At 47.3% G+C, this 24,193-nt stretch carries 21 protein-coding genes and 1 riboswitch; of the genes, 10 read left to right on the top strand and 11 right to left on the bottom strand.

The annotated features are described in order from the left end of the window. From P6910_RS23960 to P6910_RS23940, 5 genes are all read right to left on the bottom strand, one after another. A complete protein-coding gene (locus tag P6910_RS23960) occupies positions 1-1,143 on the bottom strand; it encodes an RNA-guided endonuclease TnpB family protein (protein ID WP_317143751.1) in 1,143 nt (380 codons plus the stop codon). Between the two features lie 433 nt (positions 1,144-1,576). After that, positions 1,577-4,411 (bottom strand): CHY zinc finger protein, encoded by a 2,835-nt coding sequence (locus P6910_RS23955; protein WP_317143750.1) that lies wholly within the window; start codon positions 4,409-4,411, stop codon positions 1,577-1,579. Between the two features lie 396 nt (positions 4,412-4,807). Continuing rightward, positions 4,808-5,005: a hypothetical protein gene (locus P6910_RS23950; protein ID WP_317143749.1), complete on the bottom strand. Its 198-nt coding sequence runs from the start codon at positions 5,003-5,005 to the stop codon at positions 4,808-4,810. Next, the gene (locus P6910_RS23945; RefSeq protein WP_317143748.1) at positions 4,989-7,406 is read right to left on the bottom strand and encodes an RING finger and CHY zinc finger domain-containing protein; all 2,418 of its coding nucleotides are present in this window, start codon (positions 7,404-7,406) and stop codon (positions 4,989-4,991) included. The genes P6910_RS23950 and P6910_RS23945 overlap by 17 nt, the downstream gene beginning before the upstream one ends. A 298-nt stretch (positions 7,407-7,704) precedes the next feature. Further along, a complete protein-coding gene (locus P6910_RS23940; protein WP_317143747.1) occupies positions 7,705-8,274 on the bottom strand; it encodes an RING finger domain-containing protein in 570 nt (189 codons plus the stop codon). Between the two features lie 159 nt (positions 8,275-8,433). Between P6910_RS23940 and xerC the strand changes: the two genes are divergently transcribed. The 5 genes from xerC (at position 8,434) to P6910_RS23915 (ending at position 12,799) form a co-directional block, all read left to right on the top strand. Then, the gene (gene xerC / locus P6910_RS23935; protein WP_317143746.1) at positions 8,434-9,447 is read left to right on the top strand and encodes a tyrosine recombinase XerC; all 1,014 of its coding nucleotides are present in this window, start codon (positions 8,434-8,436) and stop codon (positions 9,445-9,447) included. Beyond that, positions 9,447-10,154 (top strand): HAD-IA family hydrolase, encoded by a 708-nt coding sequence (locus tag P6910_RS23930; protein ID WP_317143745.1) that lies wholly within the window; start codon positions 9,447-9,449, stop codon positions 10,152-10,154. The genes xerC and P6910_RS23930 overlap by 1 nt, the downstream gene beginning before the upstream one ends. A gap of 171 nt (positions 10,155-10,325) precedes the next feature. Next, positions 10,326-10,943, top strand: coding sequence for a hypothetical protein (locus tag P6910_RS23925; protein ID WP_317143744.1), 618 nt, complete (start codon positions 10,326-10,328; stop codon positions 10,941-10,943). Positions 10,944-11,278: 335 nt separating this feature from the next. Next, positions 11,279-11,914 (top strand): hypothetical protein, encoded by a 636-nt coding sequence (locus P6910_RS23920; protein ID WP_317143743.1) that lies wholly within the window; start codon positions 11,279-11,281, stop codon positions 11,912-11,914. A 201-nt stretch (positions 11,915-12,115) separates the two neighbouring features. After that, the gene (locus P6910_RS23915) at positions 12,116-12,799 is read left to right on the top strand and encodes a hypothetical protein (RefSeq protein WP_317143742.1); all 684 of its coding nucleotides are present in this window, start codon (positions 12,116-12,118) and stop codon (positions 12,797-12,799) included. Positions 12,800-12,861: 62 nt separating this feature from the next. Here P6910_RS23915 and P6910_RS23910 read toward each other — a convergent pair whose 3' ends face one another. The 5 genes from P6910_RS23910 to mutM form a co-directional block, all read right to left on the bottom strand. Then, positions 12,862-13,818 (bottom strand): ABC transporter substrate-binding protein, encoded by a 957-nt coding sequence (locus P6910_RS23910; protein WP_317143741.1) that lies wholly within the window; start codon positions 13,816-13,818, stop codon positions 12,862-12,864. Between the two features lie 21 nt (positions 13,819-13,839). Further along, positions 13,840-14,592, bottom strand: coding sequence for an ABC transporter permease (locus P6910_RS23905; protein ID WP_317143740.1), 753 nt, complete (start codon positions 14,590-14,592; stop codon positions 13,840-13,842). Then, positions 14,589-15,374, bottom strand: coding sequence for an ABC transporter ATP-binding protein (locus tag P6910_RS23900; RefSeq protein WP_317143739.1), 786 nt, complete (start codon positions 15,372-15,374; stop codon positions 14,589-14,591). Before P6910_RS23900 ends, P6910_RS23905 begins: the two co-directional genes overlap by 4 nt. A gap of 10 nt (positions 15,375-15,384) precedes the next feature. Further along, positions 15,385-16,290: a bifunctional hydroxymethylpyrimidine kinase/phosphomethylpyrimidine kinase gene (gene thiD / locus P6910_RS23895; protein WP_317143738.1), complete on the bottom strand. Its 906-nt coding sequence runs from the start codon at positions 16,288-16,290 to the stop codon at positions 15,385-15,387. Further along, a riboswitch (TPP riboswitch) is annotated at positions 16,282-16,384 on the bottom strand. It overlaps the preceding gene by 9 nt. Before the next feature lie 64 nt (positions 16,385-16,448). Next, positions 16,449-17,264: a bifunctional DNA-formamidopyrimidine glycosylase/DNA-(apurinic or apyrimidinic site) lyase gene (mutM, locus tag P6910_RS23890; RefSeq protein ID WP_317143737.1), complete on the bottom strand. Its 816-nt coding sequence runs from the start codon at positions 17,262-17,264 to the stop codon at positions 16,449-16,451. Positions 17,265-17,452: 188 nt separating this feature from the next. On the opposite strand from mutM, the gene P6910_RS23885 reads away from it, so the two are divergent. The 5 genes from P6910_RS23885 (at position 17,453) to P6910_RS23870 (ending at position 22,624) form a co-directional block, all read left to right on the top strand. Then, complete coding sequence (locus tag P6910_RS23885) at positions 17,453-18,850, top strand: MATE family efflux transporter (protein WP_317143736.1); 1,398 nt, start codon at positions 17,453-17,455, stop codon at positions 18,848-18,850. A gap of 424 nt (positions 18,851-19,274) precedes the next feature. Continuing rightward, entirely contained in the window at positions 19,275-20,216 is a 942-nt protein-coding gene (locus P6910_RS23880) for a hypothetical protein (RefSeq protein WP_317143735.1), read from the top strand. A gap of 181 nt (positions 20,217-20,397) precedes the next feature. Continuing rightward, positions 20,398-21,408 (top strand): tryptophan--tRNA ligase, encoded by a 1,011-nt coding sequence (locus P6910_RS23875; protein WP_317143734.1) that lies wholly within the window; start codon positions 20,398-20,400, stop codon positions 21,406-21,408. Positions 21,409-21,860: 452 nt separating this feature from the next. Then, complete coding sequence (locus P6910_RS26985) at positions 21,861-22,019, top strand: DUF5993 family protein (protein ID WP_410493853.1); 159 nt, start codon at positions 21,861-21,863, stop codon at positions 22,017-22,019. A gap of 20 nt (positions 22,020-22,039) precedes the next feature. Then, positions 22,040-22,624, top strand: a complete 585-nt coding sequence (locus P6910_RS23870) for a disulfide bond formation protein B (protein ID WP_317143733.1) — start codon at positions 22,040-22,042, stop codon at positions 22,622-22,624. Here the strand turns inward: P6910_RS23870 and P6910_RS23865 are convergent. Then, entirely contained in the window at positions 22,609-24,141 is a 1,533-nt protein-coding gene (locus P6910_RS23865) for a PhoPQ-activated pathogenicity-related family protein (RefSeq protein WP_317143732.1), read from the bottom strand. The two genes, P6910_RS23870 and P6910_RS23865, sit on opposite strands and share 16 nt — an antisense overlap. Positions 24,142-24,193 lie beyond the last annotated feature (52 nt).

Below are 24,193 nucleotides of genomic sequence, written 5' to 3'. Positions count from 1 at the left end.
CTAACTCCACTCTTGCGTAGGGTTTAGGGTCTGGGCGACCCCGTCGAGCTGTAACGTGTCTCGACCATAATTATCAAGGTTAAAACTCGCACTGTAATCCCTATCATGCAGAGTTTTACATTTTGGACACCGCCACTCACGATCAGACAGAGTAAGATTGTCATTTACGTAGTCGCAAGTATGAACCGCACACTTCTTCGAGCTGGGAAAGAACCGATCTGCAATCACAACCTGGCATCCTCTCAGCTCTGCCTTGTATTCAACAAGTTCTCTCAGCTTACCGAAACCTGCGCCACTGATTGCTCTTGCCAGTTTGCGGTTTTTTACCATGCCTTTGACATTCAGATTTTCGAGGGTGATTATTTTGAATCTTGACGTCAGATAATCACTTACCTCATGTAGTACGGCTGATCGCTGGTTACTTATCCGGTAATGTAGTTTGGCAACCGCTCGCTTGGCTTTCACATAGCGGTTGCTTCCCTTTGTTTTGCGGCTTAACGCCCTCTGTTTCCTGTTAAGGCGTTTCAGAGAGCCTTTCAGTTTCTGATTAGCAGCAAAGGTTTTGCCATTCGAACAAATAGCTAAATCCTTGATGCCAAAATCAACGCCTACAGACTCATTGCTTTGTGCTTTTGGGTCGTAATCCTGAGTGTCTACCAAAATAGAAGCGAAATACTTTCCGGCGCGCTTACTGATTGTCACCTGACAGGGTGTTCCTGTGAATCTCAGCTCTTGGCGCATCTTGATGCGGGTTTTCAGTTTCTCAATGCGAAGTGTTCTGTCATCAACATCGAACTTGGGTTTTTCTCTGAGAGAAAAACTGTCGTGTAGTCCTCGCTTCTTGAATCTTGGATAACCTGCTTTTTCTCCTTTCTTCACCCGACGAAAGAAGTGAGTAAAGGCGTCATGAAGATCGTCGATTGTGTTCCTGGTGACACGTTGGCTGACTTCGGCATACCAGGGAAACTCAAGCCTGAGTTCTTGGTATTTTTCATTCGCAGCCTTCTTTGACCATTTAACGCCTTCTTGATTGAAATGGGCTAACAGTTGATTGAACGCATGACGACGAGAACCACAAGCCCTATCAAGATAATCGGCTTGTTGTTTTGTCGGTCTGAGTTCAATCTTGTGAGCTAACAACATCTCGCAAAGTCTCAAGCATTTTTTCGTATAACCTGAGTTCGCCAACCTTTTGCAGAACAGCAGGCTTCCAGTAACTCTTGCTGCCTGTCTAAGTCTGGCTTTTGGTCGTGACCGGATACTCTGCAATAGCAAAGCGTAGGCGCAGCTTCGTTACTGTAGCCTATGAATTCAGACACGTCGTAGTAACAAGTTCCAACTTTGGTCTTTCTGGCAGGAAGCAGCTCACCTGTGCTTTCCGATTTTCGTAGTGTTACTGGGTCTGTACCAAGTAGACGAGCTGCCTCACCTATCTTTACTAATCTCTTATCTATGCATGAGATTTTATAAGATAGTTTTAGATTATAATAGATTGTTGCGAACTGTTTTTAACCCCTTTTCCTGTACTGTAAACATGAAGCGATCAAGACGGTGATTATTAAATCCGGTCAGACGGTTAATTATTGTTTTCATACAACTGAGTGTATATAGGGTATCTGCAAACAGGGCAGGTTCTTATCTCGTTTTGAATTATTGCAATGGCGCACTCACGATGAACTATGTGGGAGCAGGGGAGTACTCTGCCACCGCGGAAGACATCTTCCAGGCAGATGCCGCAGTCATCGTGGCCTGCGTTTTCCCGGCATTTGTGAACGTCTTGTAACCTTATATTCAGACAGGTATTGCAAACATCACAGTGATAGCTTCCATCCTTTTCTACTCGGCAAAGGCCGCATTTATCGCAGTGGTGCGGTTTTTTTTCCGTATCGGTGAAGTGTTTGCATATTGCACAGAAATATTGCGACATTTGCTCGTTACATTTTGGACATGTCTGGGAATTCTCCGTAACCGTCCCTTCATAGCCACACATAGAACATTGAAGCCGTGTTGCATCAACAGCTTTGCAATCTGTCACTTTGCATTTATCGCTCTCGTTATGACATTTGTGGCAGGGGAAATACAATCCACAGCACTTAAAATTTACATGGCAGAGCCTGTTGTAATGTTCGCACAATCGCTTTCGGTTTTTTTGAACCGCTGTCGTTAATTCTGTACCCGACGGGGTTGCCTCCTGATTATGGGAGCTGCATAGCTGGTAATAAGCAGAACACTTTGTGCCATTAGTTTGCATCGCCGGGCTGCCGCCTGCATTAGATGCATTTCCCGGAGTCACCGCTGAGGGAGCTAAAGTTAGTCCGTGTCTATCCGTCATCCGGGCAATACCGGAAGCGTCATTTAGCTGGCCGGCAAGGGCAGGCTGCTTTGGCCTTGCTTCCTGCGTTAAGTATCTTTCGGTGGGTGGATTAGAGAAACTGCCGGTAGAGCCAGAGGCATTTTGGTAGTTATCAACTTGCTGGATGGAATCCGTGAATCTATTGGCATTGCTGGTAGTTGTATCGCTGGAGGTATTATCACTGTTGCTGATTACAGGTTCTGTTAAAGGCACCAGTACTGAGGGCTCTTGCAGTAAGAGGGAAGTAAGCGCCTGTCTTATCAGTTCATTTGAGAGGCGTTCTAATTCATGGAACGATGGGTGCTGATCAAGTTGTATAAGGATAGCGCGAAAAGGAGTGGAGAATGTCAATGATTGTGTAGAAATCATAATATCATGTCTGATGACTGAATCTGATATTTTCCCTAACAGCTCACGAATGGATTCGAGTGGGTTTGAATAGAGCAGGAGTAATTGAACGAGGTACTCAGTAAAGCAAGATTTTTCAAAGTGTCCTATTGATGGCTGCGGGTCAGATTGATTGAACCTGTTGATGATGTCCTGAACAATCTTATACAAAATCATCAGGTTATTGTCGCCAGCTTGGGGCATTGACCGGTCCGGTGGAATCATTGGTTGGCGTTCAGACGGAAAGTTAAGATTATCCAGGGTCCTTGATTGGTCGCTCGTAGCTTCTATCAGCTGCTCAATAAACCGGTTGCGCGTTGAGTTCTCATAGAAAGAACGCTGTAGTTTCAATATCGCCTCAAGAGGCGTGACAGTATTGCCTTGGGTGTTTGTGCCTTTTGTTTCCAGCACCTGCAAACGCTGAGGCATGTCCAGCCCATCCAGTATTTGTCTCAGCATAAAAACGGCATCGGGATTGTCGCTTTCAATGAGGGCTACAAGTTGGTTGGCAATGACCTGAAGGTCTTGAGTCTTGGTGTTTTTTTCACTTTCTTTTCCATTGTCGTCTTTTCTGTTATTACCATCGCCATTATCAGAATTGCCTTCTCCCGGTGGACCGCTGCCCTGATCTTCAGGCTCACCTTTTTTTTCTTTTTGGTGGTCGTTACTTTCTTCCTTTGATGCTTCATCTGGTAACTTACCCGAGGGTTCTCCACCTTCATTAACCGCCTTTAAGCCACCAGCATGATCTGTCTTCAAGGCAGTGTGCTCAAAAAATCGCTTCAAACAGCCAAGCTGCCAGTGAAGACTCTCGCTCGCCGGGCAAGAAATGGCGGCACGTTGGAAGAGAGTGTTCCAGAAATTAACATCGGTCAGTTGATCAGTGCTCAGGAAGTCAAGCCAGCCAAGGGGTATAACGGCTTCACTGGAGGAGCCATCGCCATTGACGCGTGTTATTTTCAGACGCGTCGGGGATGGCTGTTCCTCAGGTGAGCTGGAATCCTTGCCCATAGACATCAGCCAGTTGATGACGGGTCTCAGGATAATCAGATCTATTTCGAATAATCCCGATGCTCTCCCACCTCCTCCCCATGGTGGAGGTGGTGAGTAGAAGAAGCCTCCATTACCGCCACCGGAAAAATCTGCGTTGCCAGCGAGCCTTTCTCCTGTCATTGCCAGTGTGCTATTTCGGTTTTGACCGGCTTCCAGCCCGCTGTCAGTCATGTTGTCGGAATAGACCAGAAAGGTCAGTGGGGTAGCATGGGATTTGCCGTTAAGGAGATTATTGGTGGTGACAGAAGCCAACTCCGGTTTGTCTGCCGTCGTGGATTTTAAGCGCACAAGTGTGCTGTTTTCAGAGGCACTTTTTGAGGCACTTTTTGAGACATCCAGGGAGACGTATGTTTGCTCCTTTGCGACTATTACCAGCTGATAGCAATAGTTACCCAAGTCGTTTTTGACCAATAGTGCGATACTGTTCCTATCTGCTGACACTACAGGCGCCTTAAAGCAGAGGGTGCTGTTTTGGTCATCGAAATCTTCCGGAAGCAGCAAACTCATTTGCCACTGACTCACACCCTGGGGATCTGTGCCATGATTGATTTCAATCCGAGCCCTGCGCCCATCGGGATAGTGTCGTTCAATGATGGTTGCGGAATGACACAACTGCACAGTCATCATAACCATTTGGAAAAGTGCAAATGCTATGAAAAAACGGTAAAAAAGCATTCAAGTCTTTCTAAATAACTTTTGTTAACAACACCAACGCCAACCCTCCTGGTCTGATAGAAAAAGTCAGGACAATCTGTGCTGACTTTCTGCACTGGGAAAATAAAGGAACATTATTGACCGGTCTTATTATCCGCAGAACAAACAGAGAATAGACAAGAATTTCTGAATTGCTAAATGGGTTACTTGCCATGTGCCACAAGACCTTTGGCAGCAGCAACCTCTTCAGCGCTAAAAACTGCACCATCGCCCCTCTTCCTGTACTAAGTACTCAACCATACGAAATCATATTTTCTGACTTATTGTTCAGGCACTCGCGGCAACTGCTCCTGCGTTGCTCTAGCTCCTGCATCCATGCAGTCGTGCTGCGTTGCAACTCTGGTCACATAGCTTGCTATGTTCCCGTCGTTGCGCCTTGCAGAGCACCTGCCCAATAAGCCAGAAATATTCGATTCCGTATGGCTGAGTACTTATCAACATGGAGCGATCACGACGGTGATTATTAAATCCGGTCAGACGGTTAATTATTGTTTTCATCCAACGGACTGTATAGAGGGTATCTGCAAACAGGGCAGGTTCTTATCCCGTTTTGAATCATTGCAATGGCGCACTCATGGTGAACTATGTGGAAGCAGGGGAGTACTCTGCCACCGGGGAAGACACCTTCCATGCAGATGCCGCAGTCGTCGTGGCCTGCGTTTTCGCGGCATTTGTGAACGTCTTGTAACCTTATATCCAGACAGGTATTGCAAACATCACAGTGATAGGTTGTATCCTTTTCTACTCGGCAAAGGCCGCATTTATCGCAGTGGTACGGTTTTTTTTCCGTATCGGTGAAGTGTTTGCATATTGCACAGAAATATTGCGACATTTGCTCGTTACATTTTGGACATGTCTGGGAATTCTCCGTAACCGTCCCTTCATATCCACAGATAGAACATAGAAGCCATGATGCATCAACAGCTCTGCAATCTGTCACTTTGCATTTATCGCTCTCGTTATGACATCTGTGGCAGGGGAAATACAATCCACAGCACTTAAAATTCACATGGCAGAGCCTGTAGTAATGTTCGCACAATCGCTTTCGGGTTTTTATCAGTTCATTTGAGAGGCGTTCTAATTCATGGAACGATGGGTGCTGATCAAGTTGTATAAGGATAGCGCGAAAAGGAGTGGAGAATGTCAATGATTGTGCAGAAATCATAATATCATGTCTGATGACTGAATCTGATATTTTCCCTAACAGCTCACGAATGGATTCGAGTGGGTTTGAATAGAGCAGGAGTAATTGAACGAGGTACTCAGTAAAGCAAGATTTTTCAAAGTGTCCTATTGATGGCTGCGGGTCAGATTGATTGAACCTGTTGATGATGTCCTGAACAATCTTATACAAAATCATCAGGTTATTGTCGCCAGCTTCGGGCATTGACCGGTCCGGTGGAATCATTGGTTGGCGTTCAGACGGAATGTTAAGATTATCCAGGGTCCTTGATTGGTCGCTCGTAGCTTCTATCAGCTGCTCAATAAACCGGTTGCGCGTTGAGTTCTCATAGAAAGAACGCTGTAGTTTCAATATCGCCTCAAGAGGCGTGACAGTATTGCCTTGGGTGTTTGTGCCTTTTGTTTCCAGAACCTGCAAACGCTGAGGCATGTCCAGCTCATCCAGTATTTGTCTCAGCATAAAAACGGCATCGGGATTGTCGCTTTCAATGAGGGCTACAAGTTGGTTGGCAATGACCTGAAGGTCTTGAGTCTTGGTGTTTTTTTCACTTTCTTTTCCATTGTCGTCTTTTCTGTTATTACCATCGCCATTATCAGAATTGCCTTCTCCCGGTGGACCGCTGCCCTGATCTTCAGGCTCACCTTTTTTTTCTTTTTGGTGGTCGTTACTTTCTTCCTTTGATGCTTCATCTGGTAACTTACCCGAGGGTTCTCCACCTTGGTTACCTGCCTTTAAGCCACCAGCATGATCTGTCTTCAAGGCAGTGTGCTCAAAAAATCGCTTCAAACAGCTAAGCTGCCAGTGAAGACTCTCGCTCGCCGGGCAAGAAATGGCGGCACGTTGGAAGAGAGTGTTCCAGAAATTAACATCGGTCAGTTGATCAGTGCTCAGGAAGTCAAGCCAGCCAAGGGGTATAACGGCTTCACTGGAGGAGCCATCGCCATTGACGCGTGTTATTTTCAGACGCGTCGGGGATGGCTGTTCCTCAGGTGAGCTGGAATCCTTGCCCATAGACATCAGCCAGTTGATGACGGGTCTCAGGATAATCAGGTCCATTTCGAATAATCCCGATGCTCTCCCACCTCCTCCCCATGGTGGAGGAGGTGAGTAGAAGAAGCCTCCATTACCGCCACCGGAAAAATCTGCGTTGCCAGCGAGCCATTCTCCTGTCATTGCCAGTGTGCTATTTCGGTTTTGACCGGCTTCCAGCCCGCTGTCAGTCATGTTGTCGGAATAGACCAGAAAGGTCAGTGGGGTATCCTGGGGTTTGACGTTCAGCGGTTGATCACTGTTTACAGAGATAATCTCTGGTCTGTCTGCCGTCGTGGATTTTAAACGAACCAGTGTGCCGCTTTCAGAGGCACGTTTGGAGACATCCTGAAAGACGGTTTTTTGCATCTCTGTCACTATTACCAGCTGGTAGCAATAGTTACCCGGGGTGTTCATGGTCAACAGTACGATACTGTTCGAATCTGCTGACACCACAGGCGCCTTAAAACAAAGGCTGCTTTTACGGTTATTGAAGCCTTCCGGAAGCAGCAAACTGACTTGCCACTGACTCGCCTGCTGCGGATCTGTACCATCATTGATTTCAATCCGAACCCTGTGTCCATCGTGATTATTTCGGTCAATAATGGTTGAGGAATAACATAACGGCAAGACCGCCAGAGCCAGTAGTAAAAGAACAAATGCCAGGAAGAAACGGTAAAAATGCATTCAAATCTTTCTAAACAACGGGTGTTAATAATACCAACCCAGCCCTGCTTGTCTGATGGAAAACGCCGGAAAAATCTGTGCCGACTTTCTGCTCTGGAAAAACAAAGGAACACTTTTGACTGGTCTTGATATTGATAGAACAGACAGAGAATAGACAAGAACTTCAGAATTGCCAGATGGGGTACTTTCCGTGAGTTGCAGAGCCTTAAACGCACTCACTCGCTCGAATCAGGATAATTGTACGGTTCATTGCCTTAATCACGAGTCACTGCAAGGTCGAAGCGGATGAAAGTGAAACTCACCTCCTACTGCTATATGATGTATAAGCTAATGAAGCTCCCGAAATGACCCCCACTGCAACCCGATAAGAGAAAGTTTTTAAGAAAGGATTATTAGACACAGCCATGACACTAGCCCCGAATGCAGCCCCAGCAGCAGTTGAATAAATTCTGGGGACACCAGCAGCAGCCCCGAGAGCCCCGATAACACCTGTTGGAATAGACACGGCAGGATTCACAATACTGGTAATATATGAAACTGAGAAAGCTTCCAAAGACTTTAACTTAATTGCGGAAACAACAACGTAAATGCTGCAAAGCCTGAGATAAAACGAAGCAGTTTTGGTAAAGATTGGGGTAGCTTTTTTCAAAATATTTACAGTTCGATCATATAACGGGAGATCGTTTATCTGTGTTATTTCGTCATGAGTTAATTCTTTTCTACACATCGCGCAGTTCTTTTGGCCAGAATTTTCCATCCATACCCGCATGCACGATTTACCAAAAGCATGTCCGCATGTTAGTTTGAAGGGACTGCATTCTACTGAATCGTGGCATATTGCACATCTAACACCTTCGGTAGCATTCATATGAAAACCTCACTTTTTTTACATTTGACACTTGTATCTGGTTTTGGTTCCCTGCGGGTAACAGGAGGCTGGTCGCGAGCTATATTTCCCGCAAAAATGCAAAAGAACCATCGTTATCGATATTGCATGGATAGAGGCCTTGGTGAATGATGAACAGATGTGCTTACCAAAGGGTCTGTCATGGGTTTCCTGCAACAGGATATTGATGCTTTTCTCGATTATCTGAAGTTTGAAAAAAATAGCTCTGTTCATACCTGCTCGGCGTATCAGAGCGATCTGGGTAAATTACTGAAACAGGCCGAAGTGCTTGGAATCACTCAGTGGCAAAAGCTTGAAGAACGTCAGCTCCGGACATGGCTGGCAGAGTTGCATGGCCAGGGCCTTGGGCAGAAGAGTCTGCATCGCCTGCTTTCATCCGTTCGCAGTTTTTATCGTTACCTTAACCGGCAGGGAAAGGTTGCAGATAACCCTGCCCAGAGAGTCACTGCACCCAAGGTGGGCAGAAAGTTACCTGTCACCATGGATGCCGATCAACTCTCCAGGCTGCTTGATCAGGAGGATGATGACCCACTAGTGATCAGGGATCTGGCTATCCTCGAACTGTTCTATTCTTCGGGGCTGCGCCTCTCGGAACTGGTTGGGTTGAATCTCAATAGTTTCCGGGACGATTACAGGCAGGTGATCGTGCTGGGCAAGGGCAAAAAAGAACGCTGGCTGCCGGTGGGTCGAAAGGCGCGTGAAGCTATAAAAAAATGGTTGTCCGTCAGAGTTATTTTTCCGGAAAAAAATGTACAGGCTCTGTTTCTCTCAAAGCGGGGTAATCGTATCAGTGCCCGTCAGGTGCAAAACCGTGTGAGTCAGCTTTCCAGAGACAGGGGGCTCTCTGGGCGTATGCATCCTCACTTGCTGAGACACTCTTTTGCCAGTCATCTGCTGGAGTCCAGTGGCGATCTCAGGGCGGTTCAGGAGCTGTTGGGGCACAGTGATATCGCTACTACCCAGATATATACCCATCTTGATTTTCAACATCTGGCCGACGTATATGATAAGGCTCATCCGAGAGCACAGAGAATCAGTAAGGCGTCCTCTGTTAATGAACCGTCTGATAGGGAAGAGAGAGTTACCGAAGATCAGGAGCCTTCAGCAATAAAAGAACCCAAAAGGAAAAAATAATGATAAAGCTGATCACTTTCGATCTGGATGACACACTCTGGGAAAATATGCCGGTGCTGATTCGGGCAGAACAGAAAGCCTGGAAAAAACTCTGTGAATACTGGCCAGAAACCCACGAAAGAATGAACCCCAAACAAGTGTTTGAGTATCGGGTCAAACTCCTGGAGGATCATCCGCAGCTCAAATATCAGATTACGGAACTGCGCCGGTTTTCTCTGCAGAAGATTCTGCAAGACTGCGATTGCCCGGAATCAAGAGCGGAAGAAATTGCCGGTGACTTGATGCGGGAGTTTATGGAGTGGCGTCATGATGTGAAGTGTTTTCCCGAAGTTCAGCCGGTCCTCTCTCATCTGTCAGCAGACTATACACTGGCTGCGGTTACTAATGGCAATGTCGATGTTGAGAAATTATCGGTCAGTGAGTTTTTCGATTTTGCTCTCAAGGCAGAGGATTACAACAGTCTGAAACCAGAGCCGACTCTGTTCCTGAAAGCCATGGAACGTGCCGGTGTGACTCCCGATGAGACCCTTCATGTGGGGGATTGCCTGAAAGCCGATGTCGCTGGTGCCGGAGCACTGGGAATTGGAACCGTCTGGTTTAATCCTGCTGACAAGGCGTTCAATGGCGATCGCAGACCTGATTACGAGATACGATCGCTAACCGGTCTGCTCAGGGTTTTGGACAAGGATCTTCAGCCAGAATATTAAGTACCTGACCCCTTGGTTTCGCCTGACTGACCCGGTACTTAATTCCATCTATCACCCAATTGATGGGCAGCACGACAGTGCTGTCCTTCGTAATTTTTTGTCAGGTATCTCTGGATACTTAATATATATTTCACTGAGCTATGTGTTGTTTTTGATGCCAGGAACCTGAAAATGAAACCTAAATATGCAGTTTACATAATACTACTTCTGTCTTTTACTTATTTACACGCCGATGAAGTGGAAAAGCAGATAATAGGCACTTGGCTTATCAGAGATAATTTACCCTTTAATAGATATATAACTTACCATCCACCTTGTCAGCTTGGAGAACCGGCATTGTTCAATATTAGAGGATGTGGTGAATGCTTTAGCGAGGATGTATTATACGGCAGATATGATCTGGTTGTAGAAATGCCAATACTCAGTGGTAAAGCAATAGCTGGCAGTGGTGTATGGTTCTTTCCCAGAGACTCACAGGAAAAAATGATTCTTGATGTTAAGAGTAAAGACGTTGATTTAGATCGTCTTAGAGTCGGAAAAGAAATCTTAAACCCAGCTGGTGGTTTATGTCTTACCAGAGTTGTACAAGTTGATGCTAACGAATTTATCTACGAAGAATGCAATCCAGATAGCAAGGAACTTGACAGATACAAAGCTGTTAAAGTTCCGGATCAGTCACTGGAACAGATAAAGCAACTACCGCATCTTGATGATATCCGACTGATTTTTTTGAGGCCTGACGGGCAGAGCAACTTGTCTGAGGCCGGTTCGTCCTCTGCCCATCGGTGATTCAGCATGCAGTTTCTGGTGGGTGGAATGTTTTTCAGATCGCTAAGGTGGAATAAAACTACGCACGACAGTTCTATTCCCCCAGGTTTTTTGTCAGGCAACTCTGGAACTTAATTTATATTCCATCGGTCTATAAGTACTCAGCCATACGGAATCGAATATTTCTGGCTTATTGGGCAGGTGCTCTGCAAGGCGCAACGACGGGAACATAGCAAGCTATGCGACCAGAGTTGCAACGCAGGAGCAGTTGCCGCGAGTGCCTGAACAATGAGTCAGAAAATATGATTTCGTATGGTTGAGTACTTATATGTTTTTTGGATAGGAGAAACCTGATAATGAACATTAAATATGCAGCTTGCACAATGATATTTCTGTCTTTTACTAATTTACACGCTGAAGAAGTGGGAAAAGAGACAGGTACTGGGCTTGTTGAATATGGTTTACCTTTGAATGAATATATTAATCACCACACACATCATTGCGATGAAGTGGAAAATGGGATAATAGGCACCTGGCTTATTAAAGATGATTCACCTTTTAATCAATATATTACTTACCACCCACCTTATCGCTATAAAGATCCGGTAACGTTCATTATTACAGGATATGGTGAATACTACAGTGAGGATATATTGTACGGTAGATATGATTCGGTTGTAGAAGTACCGGAACGGAATCTTAAAGTAATAGCGGTTTCTGGTGTATGGTTTTGCCCCAAAGATATGGAGGAAAAATTGATTTTCGATTTTAAACAAAAAGACGTTGATATATACAATTTTAAATTGCCAGTCAATATTGTAAACCCTATTGGTGGTTTAGCTATTACCAGAGTTCTAAAGGTTGATGGTAATGAATTTATCTACGAAGAGTACAAGCCGGAAAATAAGGTATTTGACAGATACAGCGCTGTTAGAGTTCCAACGCAGTCACTGGAACAGATAAAGAAACTACGGTATTACGATGAACTCTGATTGACTTTTTTGATGCCTGTCAGGCAAGGCAGCTGACCTGAAGCTGCTTTGCTTTCTGCTCATCCGAGATTCAGCATCCAGGCTTTGGCTTCTGAAACGTTATTCAGATCGCCATGGGATAGGGATTTTTTTTTCAGGCATCTCTGGAACTTAATCCATATTCCATTGGTCTGACGTTTTTTGGATAGGAGAAACCTGATAATGAAAATTAAATGTGCAGCTTACATAATGATATTTCTGTCTTTTACTTATTTACACGCTGAAGAAGTGGAAAAAGAGACAGGTGCTTGGCTTATTAAATATGATTTACCTTTGAATGAATATATTAATCACCACCCACCTCAGTGCGATGAAGTGGAAAACGGGATAATAGGCACCTGGCTTATTAAAGGTGATTTACCTTTTAACGAATATATTACTTACCACCCACCTCATCGTTATAAATATCCGGTAAAGTTTATTATTACAGGATATGGTGAATACCACAGTGAGGACATATTGTACGGTAGATATGATACGGTCATAGAAATCCCGGGACAGAATCTTAAATTAATAGCTTATTCTGGTGTATGGTTTTCCCCCAAAGACACCGGGGAAAGATTGATCTTCGATCTTAGATTTGTTTCCCCCAAAGACACGGTGGATAGACTGCTCTTCGATCTTAAATATAAAGATGTTGATTTAAATGACTTTAAATCGTCAGCCAATATTTTAAACCCGATTGGTGGTTTGGGTATTACCAAAGTCATTAAAGTTGATGGTAACGAATTTGTCTATGAAGCATTCAATCCAGAAAATAAGGCATTTGACAGCTACAGCGCCGTTAAAGTTCCAGTGCAGTCACTGGAACAGATAAGGAAACTACGGTATTACGATGAATTTTGATTGATTTATTGGATGCCTGTCAGGCAAGGCAGCTGACCTGAAGCTGCTTTGCCCTCTGCTCGTCAGAGATTCAGCATGTAGTCTTTGGCTTGTGGAATGTTTTTCAGATCGCCATGGTCTTCGAGAAATCGGGCAAAACGATCATAGCGCCCTGTGTCTCTGGCAGAGGGCCTGAGAGCAAAGCGTGACAGCGTATCAATCCATGCCCGTCGGTTAAGCTCGTTATTCAGCTTTTTGGGGCTGTAATCTCTGAAAATCTCCCAGGAGACTTGCGGATTGTTGACAATAAACTGGGTGCCCAGTTCGATGGCTCGCAGGAATTTCCTGATCACCTGCTTGTCATGCTTCTTGCTGTTGGCAATAAAAATCAGTTCGTCGTAGGGAGGGATACCATTTTCTTCGTAATAGAACATTTTGCCTTGTCGACCTTCGATGGCCAGCTGGTTCAGTTCAAAGTTCCGGTAGGCACCCATAATTGCATCAACACGGCCTGACATCAGGGAAGAAGACAGGTTCCAGCCGACATTCACCATCTTGATATCTTTCGAAGAAAAACCGTAAGGTTTGAACAGCGTATCCAGAAAAGCGTTCTCATTGCCGCCAATATTCAGGCCAATGGTTTTCCCTTTCATGTCTTTCAGGGATTTGATCGGCCCATCTTCCAGGACAATCAGTCCGTCCAGAGGTGTCGCAACCAGGGTACCCGCCCAGGCCAGAGGCAGGCCATTGGCGACGCCTCGGGTCAAGCTGGGTTGATAATAGACGGCGAGGTCAACATCACCGGCGGCAACCAGCTTGGGAGGCAGGTTAGGATCAGCAGGCTCCTGTATGTTTACTTTCAACCCCTGATCCCTGAAGTAGCCGTTTTGTTGGGCAATCACGATAGGCCCATGATCCGGATTGACGAACCACTCCAGCATCAGGTTCAGCTCTTTATCAGGCTGGGCGAATGAAAGTGAGGTGGCCAACAGAAGCGACAGCAGAACCGACACTTTTCTGAATAGTTTTTGTACGAGCAAAATGATGAGTCCTCAGCAGAGTCAGGTGGCAGGTTGCCAGGGGATAAGTTTTTTCAGAGCCAGATCGGTCATGAAGTAGAGACCGACAGAGCAGAAAGCCAGTACTGTCAGCGCTGCGAACATCTGGTCTACCCACAGGCGCGCATTGGCTTGCAACATGAGGTAGCCCAACCCGGCGCTGGAGCCTACCCATTCACCAACAACAGCACCTATGGGAGCCACAACAACCGCAACCCTCAGGCCGGAGGCCAGGGCAGGAAGGGCTGCCGGCCAGCGGATATGTCGCAGTACGGAAAAACGGTTTCCGCCCATGGTCTTTGCCATGTCCAGCCAGCCCTGGTGAGTGTGGCGCAGGCCGTCATAGCAGCAGGTGGCAACCGGAAAGAAAATCACCAGAATGGTCATGACCACTTTGGAAGCCAGACCATAGCCAAACCAGAGCATCAGTATGGGAGCCAATGCAAAGACCGGGACCGCCTGGGTAATGAGCAGCAGTGGTAGAAGCCATGGTCGAAGCGTTACGAAATAGACCAGAATCATAGCCAGCAGGATGCCCGACAGAACCCCCAGAACCAGACCCAGCAGCATCTCTGTCAGGGTGACGAGCGTGTGTTCCCACAGCAAAGAAGCATTGTCGTACATACTGTTCAACACTGCCCGTGGTCCCGGCAATATATAGTCAGGCATAGAAAACAGTACGACAATGGATTCCCAAAGGACTAACAGGCCGAGAACTACCAGAAAAGGCTTGAGCAGCGGCATCCAGAATTTCATTTACGCTCTTCCTCATGTCTCAGTCGTTCCAGCAGTTCACCCTGCAGGCTCAGCAAGGTCCTGTTTTCCAACGATCTGGGTGGCGTACCGGGCGGGATAATGGCTTCGGTTAATGTTGCGGGATGACCCTGAAGGTGATAAATACGATGGCCCAGCCTCAGGGCTTCCAGAGGGTCATGGGTGATCAACAGCACCGTCCGATGAGCCAGTAACTCACAGGCAAGGTCCTGAAGATTCAGTCGGGTGATGGCGTCCAGGGCGCCAAAGGGTTCGTCCATCAACACCAGGGGGCGATTTTCCATCAGGGTCCTGGCCAGGGCGACGCGCTGTCGTTGTCCACCGGAAAGGTTCTGGGGTAGTTCGTCAGACTTATCCACAAGGCCAACCTGCTCAAGAATATGTCTGGCTCTTGCCATTTCTTCGGCAGGGACTTTTTTTCGTCTAAAGAGAGAGCTTCTGAGCCGTTCACCCAGCGTAATATTGTCAATGACAGAGAACCAGGGCAGCAGCAGGTCCTGCTGGGCCATCCAGGCAATGCGACCTGCAAGGGAAAAGCCATCCTGACAGAGCACGGTGCCGGCCGTGGTTAAGACATTTTTTTGGGGAATAGAAGGCTGGCCTGTGGATAAACCGGCAATCAAACGCAACAGGCTGGTTTTGCCAACCCCGCTGCCACCGAGCAGACAGGTCCACTCGCCTCCTGCGAGAGTCAGGTCAAGACCACTAAAAATAACCTTCTCACCATAAGCCAGAGCAGCATTTTTTACTAAAACATCAAACATTCAGACCGGATCACCAGATGTTGTAAAAGTGGTGTACAGGTCCGCTACCCTCACCGATGCTCAGCTGATCGGCATGGGCAATGGCTTGGGCAATGTACTTTTTGGCCTCTGGAATGGCTTCACTCATGGAGTAGCCACGAGCCAGCAATGCGGTGATCGCTGAGGAGAGTGTGCAGCCTGTGCCGTGGGTGTTAACGGTTTTTATCCAGTTGGATTCCAGTCGGTGCAAAGAACTCCCGTCGTGATAAAAATCAGTGGCCTTATCATCACTATTGCCAGCACTCAGGTGACCACCTTTAAGAAGAATCGCCCGCGAGCCAAGCGCCAGCAAAGGTCCAATCATATCGATCATCTGATCCGGATTTTTGGGCACCGGGCGGTCAAGCAGTACCGCAGCTTCATGCAGATTGGGGGTGATCAGACTGGCTTTGGGAATCAGTGATTGCCTGAGAGTCTCAATAGCGTTCTGGTGCAGCAGAACGTCACCACTGGTAGCCACCATCACAGGGTCAACCACAAGATAGGCCGGGCGGTAGTGAGCCAGAGCATCCGCTACCGTTGTGATGACGTCTGGCTGGCTCAACATGCCCACTTTTACGGCCTTGATGGCAAGGTCGGAAAAGACTGAATCCAGTTGTTGACGGATAAAGGCAGGCTCAACGTCAAAAATACCCTGCACGCCCTGAGTATTCTGGGCGGTCAGAGCGGTAATAACACTGCAGCCGTAGGCACCCAATGCTGAAAAGGCTTTCAGGTCTGCCTGTATACCGGCGCCACCACCACTGTCCGATCCGGCAATGGTAAGGGCAATTGGCGTCTCATTAGTCATCGTTCGGTTTACTTCTTCGAACTGACGTAGAAAGGTGTCTGAAGAACGGTGCCGGGAAATCCTCCCGGGGATAGAGTGCCCGTTCAATCGTCGGTTTCCTACGCCAGTATGATCCGGTTCAGGTTCAATGGGTCTCTCTCAGTCCGGAAAACATTCATTCCGGACACCCCAACCAACGGTGCGAGTCTATTTTGTTTCTGTAACTATGTCTAATCCTCAAAAGGTCCGTTAAATACCGGTTCAGACTAACGCTGGCATTTTTTACAGTAACAGGTACTGCGATTACTCAGCCGGATCTCTACTATCGGTGTTGAACAATGCACGCAGGCTTCTCCCTTGCGTCCATAGACGGCCAGTTCCTGCTTGAAGTAACCTGGCTTGCCATCGCCTCCGACAAAATCCCTCAGTGTTGTGCCACCCTGTTTAACGGCTTTTGCCAGAGTCTCTTTGATGCTTTCGGTCAGTCGCTCGTAACGGGCTTTGGAAATTTTTCCGCAGGGCCTGTCAGGCCGGATGCCTGCTTTGAACAGGGCTTCATTGGCGTAAATATTCCCGACCCCAACGACAACATGGCTGTCCATGATGAACGTTTTTACCGGCTGTTTTTTCCCCCGGGATTTGAGATAAAGTCTCTGGGCTGTGAATTCATCACTGAGAGGCTCCGGGCCGAGTTTGCCTAACAAGTCATGTTTCATCACATCGTCGTCGATCCACAGAACCGCTCCGAACCTTCTTGGGTCGGTGTATCTCAGTCTTATCCCATGACTGAAAACCAGATCGACATGATCATGCTTTCGGGCTTCCTGCGGTTCTTTCAGTATGCGCAGGCTTCCGGACATCCCCAGGTGAACCAATAAGGTTCCAGCGTCGGTTTTGATCAGGAGATACTTCGCCCGTCGGGTGACTGCACGGATAATCTGCCCGGATAAATGCTGTTGCAAATGTTCCGGAACCGGCCAGCGCAGTTGTGGATTGCGAACAATAACATCCGATACGGTCTGACCAATAATATGTGGTGCAATACCTCTTCGGGTCGTTTCAACTTCAGGTAATTCAGGCATCCACCGACAGTAGCAAATATGTCGTCAAAAGGCGAAACCGGCAAAAGGAAATAGGTAAAAATCCCGCGCAAGGCCTCAAAAAGTCACGGCAAAATAGCCATATCAAATGTTGTTATGTGACTGGTAAGATGGTTCAACTTTCACCCCGATTCAGTATTGGTAAAAGCCCATCAGAGCAGTGAGGAAAAATGACAGCCAGCCCAACGCTATACCAACGATATTCTAAGGAACTTAAAGAACTTATTTATCTATCTGCCCCGATTCTGGGTGCGCAGCTGGCGACTACCGGTATGGGCTTTGTGGATACCAGTATGGCAGGTCAATACTCTGCGGAAGATCTGGCAGCGGTGGCCATTGGCTCCAGTATCTGGGTCCCGATTTATTTGTTAATCAGGGGTATCCTGATGGCGACAACACCCACGGTCGCCCACCTTTTTGGTGCCGGAAAAATAGACTGGATTGCTTCACCGGTTCGTCAGGCCATGTGGCTGTCTCTGGTGTTAAGTGTGGTCGGCATGGTGTTGATGATGAACGCCATGCCACTGCTCAATGTGCTGGAAGTCGATGCCGAAATGGCTGCCAAAACCGATGCTTACCTTGAGGCATTGGCCTGGGGTGTGCCCGGAATCTGTTTATATCAAACCATGGCCAGTTATTGCGAAGGACGCTCCATTACCAAACCGGCTATGCTCATCAGCTTTGTCGGTTTGCTGATCAATATTCCGATTAATTATGTACTGATTTATGGCAAGTTCGGCTTTCCGGAGATGGGTAGCGTAGGTTGTGGCTATGCGACGGCCATCTGTTTCTGGGTGATGTGCCTGTTGATGTTCTGCTACACCCGGTTCGATCAAAAGCATAAAGAAGTGAATCTGTTTGAACGCTTTGAATGGCCTGAAATAGGTCGCATTGCTGCGCACCTGAAACTGGGTGTCCCCATCGGTCTGGCCATCTTTTTTGAAGCCAGTATATTTTCGGCGGTCGCTCTGGTTATCGGTAAACTGGGCGCCGTGACCGTTGCAGGTCACCAGATTGCATTGAATCTTGCCAGCATGGCCTTTATGGTGCCGTTGAGTCTATCCATGGGAATAACCATCCGGGTAGGCCAGGCTCTGGGGGCCGGTGATCCTCAGGCTGCAAGATTCTCGGGGTATTCGGGTATCGTAGCGACCCTGCTGACCGCCACCCTGATGGCTGCTGTTATCTGGGCGTTTGCCGACGCTCTGACATCGCTTTATACCCAGGATACTGCGGTTAAAGCGCTGGCTGCCCAGCTGTTGATCTTTGCTGCACTGTTCCAGTATGCCGATGGTATTCAGGTCGCTTCCAATGGTGCGTTAAGGGGTTACAAAGACACCCGGGTACCCATGATCATTATTCTGATTGCCTGTTGGGGTATAGCCCTGCCACTGGGCTATACCTTGGGATTGACGGATTTTATTGCCGATGAACCTATGGGTCCTCATGGTCTCTGGATTGGCTTAGTGCTGGCACTGACGCTTTCTGCTGTATTCTTGCTGCTACGCTTCAGATCGCTCAGTAAGAGAGCCGTTGAGACAGCATCGGTTTCCTTGAAAATTGTTTGAAGATCTGAAGTGTGAGTGTCAGAAAGAGCCGACGAATGTCGGCTCTTGTCAGTATCCGGTGCCTTAAGAGCTATCTGGATAATGTCTCAATTTTACAAATCAGTGCACACCTGTTCTTTCAGGGTCGGCAGTGTGATGTCGGATGAGATAAAACCAATAAGAATAAGTACGACACATCATGAGAATGTCTCTATTCGGGCAGACTTATCAGGGGTTTGCTATTATCAGTCGGTGCATGTGTAGTCTTGGCTGCTCAGAATCAGGCTGATGAATTCTGATCCAATCGAAAACACGCGAGCAAGGCTCCTACTCCCCAGACTTTTAGTGCATGATTAAGGTGACTTTTGTCGTTCATTTGTACTTTGATTCTATAAAAAGTCGCTTGGCGTTTTTTACTCTTTTCCTACATCCGTTTTACTGAACAATGAAAAAAGAGTTATTTATGAAACCCCTCATACATAGGCTTTTTTTCGCGCTGGTTTTATTGTCCACAATTACCCTCAATGTTCGTGCCGATACCTGTCCCGGGAACATGCAAGCTGGTTCCAGCTCTGGCATGATGAAAGATGCTGGCGAATTAACGACAGATATCTTTGAGGCTGCTCATCCCGATGTCCTGATGTGCATGCCTTCCGACACTGGAACAGATGCTGGCAATCTGATTGGTAAGGTCATCCCCGGAACTGCACCTGATTCGTTTGTCTGTGCATACCCGCGACTACTTGGTGTTGTCGTCCAGGACACACAGCACACCGCCAACTTTGATTGGCTTGACGCAACGTATGAGCAGCTAGCCACCTGGCTCACTTCCTTTGCTCATATTGAAAAAAACGACAATGGCTATCAATACGTATCCAGAAGCTATTACGTATTCAAAAACAGAAATCAGAACGCAGGTCACCTGGACATCTGCGTCCAGTCTACCGTCGGCAAAGGATTTGAATTTGGATATGAAACGGTATCGGATAATGGTGAGAAGTCATGTGGGTTATTTGTTGGCGCCTTGTATTTCTCACCCTTCTTCCGCCCAGCTTTGAACGACCAGAGCGAGAGTGATAAAGGTAGCAATGAGGGTAGCAATAAAGTTAGCTATGCAGCTGGCAATGAAGACGATTTTTGCTCCAAATGCGAGAGCCCATCGTTCCATGGTGACTGCTCCAGATGTACATGCACTGTTGAACAGTTTTCTCCTGCTTGCCATTTATGTAATGGTGATGGCTGCAATCCTTTTCGTTGCTCTATTTTTACAACCTGGGATTCTTGCCCTCCAGGTTCCACCTTCTATGAAAATATCGTCTGCTACGGTTTGAGCTGCCCAAGCAAACCTGTTTGTAGTAGGAAACGCTGTCACAAGAAACCAGAATAGTCTTCTTGTCCGGTTAAAAATATTCAAGCTTCAGACGTCCCTGACTATGGGGCTTGAGTGTGTTTAACCGGACAGCAGTGCCCCCTGCGGTTGAGCTGCCTGCCTTGCCTCTTCTATAATGCTGCCTTCCCGTTTCCAGTAAAGTGCCCATTGCCACTTCGTGAGGCCTATGAGTGACCCCATGACAAAGACCAAAGTATTAACCGGTATTACCACCACAGGCACGCCGCATCTGGGCAATTATGTGGGTGCTATCCGTCCTGCGATTGAAGAAAGCCGTGACGAAAACATTCAGTCCTACCTGTTTCTGGCGGACTACCATGCCCTGATCAAGGGGCGAGATCCCAAGCGTATTCATCAGTCCGGGCTGGAAATTGCCGCGACATGGCTGGCTTTGGGTCTGGATACCGATCGTGTCACTTTTTATCGTCAGTCTGATATTCCGGAAATTATGGAACTGAACTGGATTGTTGGTTGCATGACCGCCAAAGGTCTGATGAATCGTGCGCATGCCTATAAAGCAGCTACCCAGAGCAATCAGGAAGCGGGCGAGTCTGACCCGGACAAGGGCGTGCTGATGGGGTTGTTCAATTACCCGATCCTGATGGCGGCGGATATCCTGATGTTCAATGCCAACCGTGTTCCAGTGGGTCGTGATCAGGTTCAGCATCTGGAAATGGCCAGGGATATTGCCGGTCGAATGAACCACCACTACAAAACCAGGTTTGTGCTGCCTGAAGCCGTGGTGGGTGAAAACACAGCGGTTCTCAATGGTCTTGACGGTCGCAAGATGAGCAAGAGCTACGACAACACCATCCCGTTGTTTGTGCCAGAGAAAAAGCTGCTCAAGCTGATCCGCAAGATCAAAACCAACTCTCTGGAGCCTGGTGAACCTAAAGACCCGGAAACCTGTACTCTGTTTCAGATCTTTTCAGCCTTTGCGACGGAACAGGAGGTGGCTGAAAAACGACAGCAGTACGAAGCCGGTGCTGGCTGGGGTGACTTGAAAAATGAACTCTTTGAATACATCAACAATGTACTCAGGGAGCCTCGTGAGCGCTATAACGCGTTGATGGCTGACCCGGCATTTATTGAAGCTGAGCTGAAAAAAGGTGCGGAAAAAGCCCGTGCTGAAGCCGTGCCGTTTCTGCAGGATATTCGCAATAAAGTGGGTATCCGTCCTTTCGCCTGATTTTTCGGGTATACAGCCAGCCAATGGGCTGGCTGCTTCCCTAGGAGGCTGACCGAGAATAGTCTGCCCTACGCGGCAACTGCTCCTGCGTTGCTCTAGCTCCTGCATCCATGCAGTCGTGCGGCGGCAGCAAATAGGTCTGAAAATCCGCTTTTGTTCGTCAAATAGCTCGCTATTCTCCTCACAAAACCGAATTTTCATCCTCAATTTTCTGCCGTCCTCGCTACGGGCGCTATTCTCAGTCAGCCTCCTAGCCAGACATCTGCTTTCTTAAAAGCGTCCTTTCAACAGACGCTTCTTATCTGACAATAAAAAATGACAGAGCTATGCTCTTATGAAACTTTCATGTTCAGGAGCCTGCCCGAGATTGGTGCCCGAAGTCACTTTTTAACGCCTTATCAGTGCAGCGCGGCATTGCTGGAACAGTCTCGTCGGGCCGGGGAGTATAGGTAATGCCTTTCGCTTTGCTGTCTTTTATCTTCATATTATTTGCGATGATTGTCGCCTGGTTCAATCGAAAATGGGGAATTGTCTGTTTCAGCATTTCTCTCGTTCTGATTGCATTGATTTTTATGCATCATATTTCTGAGCACCTGGAAATTTATCTATAGAGACCTGTCGGAGATCGATTATGAACTCTCGCAGTGAGATCAATGATCTTGTAAAATTTGCCAGTGTTTTTGAATTGACAGCCATCTGTCTTCTTCTGGTTGTCGCTTTCTGGTTTCAATTTGTGATGGGGGAGTTACCCTGCCCTCTCTGTATATTGCAGCGGCAGGGAATACTAATCATTGCCTCGGGGTTCCTGCTCAATATGAGGTATCATATTCGACCTGGCCATTACAGTCTGTCGCTGCTGGCAGCTGTCTTGACGAGCTTTATTTCTCTTAGGCAAATTGCACTGCATGTGACAACACCTCAAGGATATGGCTCAGCTTTTCTGGGGCTGCATATGTATACCTGGTTGTATATTCTGTGCTCTGCTTTAATCGTGTACATCGCACTGGTCGTAGGCTATTCCAGACAATTTGAATTGCATGCATACAAGGACGAGGTTTCAGAAGCGAGAGACCCAAGAATTCGAGGGTTTTCCCATTTGGCCTTTGCATTTCTGGTGTTTCTGATTGTTGCCAATATCGTTTCAGTCTTCTTTGAGTGTGGGCTTGAGCAGTGCCCGGACAATCCAATGCGTTATATGGTTTATGGATGGCTCTGACCGTGGGCCGTCTTGCTGCTGTGCTCAGGATAAACATCCGGAGTGACAAACACCCAGGTAGTAAATGACAAGTCACGATAAGGTGGGTTGGGATAGATCAGTTCTACAAAGCTGGCTTTCCAACCTTTTTCGGGAGCTTTCAATGCAACATCGGCCCGACAGCTCTTATGGCAATGGAATTTGAGTGCTTCGGATTTAAAACGGTTGACCTTGGGGTTGTCAGGGCTGGTTCGGAAATCTCTGGCTTCAGGATTTTCTGCAGTCCAGAGTTTCATGGCCTTGGGGGGCATTGAGGCTTCCACTTTCAGGTTTTGCCCAGAGACATCCCAGTTGATCCTGGGCATGGGACGATCTTCAATGGTGGCTCCGTAAAAGGATTCGATGGTTTCACTGACCAGTGTTTGATCCATTCTGAGAATGTAATGCCTCAGGTCAGGAAGAAATCTCAACCATTTTTCGCCTTTCAGGTCATTAAAGTAATAGCGGCTGGAATCGGGTAAGAAAAAATCATCGCCCGTGGCATTGATGATGTATTTTGGCATGGCCAGCTGAGAGAGATAGGAATAGGGGTCGATCACTTCCATTAACTGAGTCAGAGGTTGGGTACCGAGTGTGTGCATCAGGGAATGATAATCTTTGATAGCCGGAGCCCAGCCCTGGTAGCTATTGAAATGGTGACGCATACTGTCTTGCAGGTTAAGCACATCAATGACCATGGGTATAATGGCAGAGACCCTGTTGTCCATTGCTGCAGTCAGCCAGACCGTCCAGCCTCGTTTTGATCCCCCGGCTAATACAAAACGGTCAATTTTTATATGCTTCTCTTTCAACAGTGCCTGAACCGTATCCATGGCTCTAACGGAAGCCTTGACCATAGGCAGTCGGAGTGGCCAGTTATAGTTTTTCTCCGGGTTATCGAGGAATTTTTGCCAGGTATAGGCAATCAGAGCATCCTCCTTGAGTGGTTTTTTGTCTCCAAATTGCAGGAACTGGTTTGGAATATCTTTCAGGTCAACGACGACTGACCGGGTTTTGGCGGCTATATGGGAAAAATGCAGGGCATCGGTGAACCTCTTGTTATTATCGGGCTGATCTTCAGGCCAGTGGATGATGCCGCCATTGATATTGAGCAGCGCTGTGTCGGCGCTGACTTTTTCCGGCACATAAACCGTGACTCGGTGCTCCCAGACCGGGTCAGAGACTTTCTCCTGCTCGCCAACAGTCCAGCGCAGAGACTTCATACTGACAGGGTACACTTTGACCTTCAGCACTTTTCCATCCAGCTCCACGCTCTCTTCGGTGGCGGCCGAAACACTCCATTGATAATTCTTATCTTTCTGCTTCAGGTAGCAGGGCAGCACGTCATGAAAGTGCTTACCCAAGTATGAGGGTGTACAGTTTCCGGGAGAGACTTTCAGGTGATCCCTGGCATGAGCCTGATGCTTCAGAATCAGGAGACAGAAGCAGAGAAATATCAGAAAGCCAATCTGAGATCTGGAGACGAATTCTTTTGCCATTTTGTTACTCTTGTTTTGCAAGTTACGTGGTAGTCCGTAAGGGGGGAGTCAT

The sequence above is a fragment of the Endozoicomonas sp. 8E genome (assembly GCF_032883915.1).
Taxonomy (GTDB): domain Bacteria; phylum Pseudomonadota; class Gammaproteobacteria; order Pseudomonadales; family Endozoicomonadaceae; genus Endozoicomonas_A.
The sequence above is the reverse complement of the archived record's forward strand: the minus strand, read 5'-3'. Positions and strand labels throughout refer to the sequence as shown.

Excerpts from the sequence above, each read along its gene's own strand:
- P6910_RS23900 (WP_317143739.1), bottom strand. The coding sequence starts at position 15,374 with ATGTTTGATGTTTTAGTAAAAAATGCTGCTCTGGCTTATGGTGAGAAG.
- mutM (WP_317143737.1), bottom strand. The coding sequence starts at position 17,264 with ATGCCTGAATTACCTGAAGTTGAAACGACCCGAAGAGGTATTGCACCA.
- P6910_RS26985 (WP_410493853.1), top strand. The coding sequence starts at position 21,861 with ATGCCTTTCGCTTTGCTGTCTTTTATCTTCATATTATTTGCGATGATT.
- P6910_RS23940 (WP_317143747.1), bottom strand. The coding sequence starts at position 8,274 with ATGAATGCTACCGAAGGTGTTAGATGTGCAATATGCCACGATTCAGTA.
- P6910_RS23960 (WP_317143751.1), bottom strand. The coding sequence starts at position 1,143 with ATGTTGTTAGCTCACAAGATTGAACTCAGACCGACAAAACAACAAGCC.
- P6910_RS23880 (WP_317143735.1), top strand. The coding sequence starts at position 19,275 with ATGAAAAAAGAGTTATTTATGAAACCCCTCATACATAGGCTTTTTTTC.
- P6910_RS23865 (WP_317143732.1), bottom strand. The coding sequence starts at position 24,141 with ATGGCAAAAGAATTCGTCTCCAGATCTCAGATTGGCTTTCTGATATTT.
- P6910_RS23915 (WP_317143742.1), top strand. The coding sequence starts at position 12,116 with ATGAAAATTAAATGTGCAGCTTACATAATGATATTTCTGTCTTTTACT.
- P6910_RS23945 (WP_317143748.1), bottom strand. The coding sequence starts at position 7,406 with ATGCATTTTTACCGTTTCTTCCTGGCATTTGTTCTTTTACTACTGGCT.
- P6910_RS23925 (WP_317143744.1), top strand. The coding sequence starts at position 10,326 with ATGAAACCTAAATATGCAGTTTACATAATACTACTTCTGTCTTTTACT.
- P6910_RS23950 (WP_317143749.1), bottom strand. The coding sequence starts at position 5,005 with ATGAAAACAATAATTAACCGTCTGACCGGATTTAATAATCACCGTCGT.
- P6910_RS23885 (WP_317143736.1), top strand. The coding sequence starts at position 17,453 with ATGACAGCCAGCCCAACGCTATACCAACGATATTCTAAGGAACTTAAA.
- P6910_RS23920 (WP_317143743.1), top strand. The coding sequence starts at position 11,279 with ATGAACATTAAATATGCAGCTTGCACAATGATATTTCTGTCTTTTACT.
- P6910_RS23930 (WP_317143745.1), top strand. The coding sequence starts at position 9,447 with ATGATAAAGCTGATCACTTTCGATCTGGATGACACACTCTGGGAAAAT.
- P6910_RS23875 (WP_317143734.1), top strand. The coding sequence starts at position 20,398 with ATGACAAAGACCAAAGTATTAACCGGTATTACCACCACAGGCACGCCG.
- P6910_RS23870 (WP_317143733.1), top strand. The coding sequence starts at position 22,040 with ATGAACTCTCGCAGTGAGATCAATGATCTTGTAAAATTTGCCAGTGTT.
- P6910_RS23905 (WP_317143740.1), bottom strand. The coding sequence starts at position 14,592 with ATGAAATTCTGGATGCCGCTGCTCAAGCCTTTTCTGGTAGTTCTCGGC.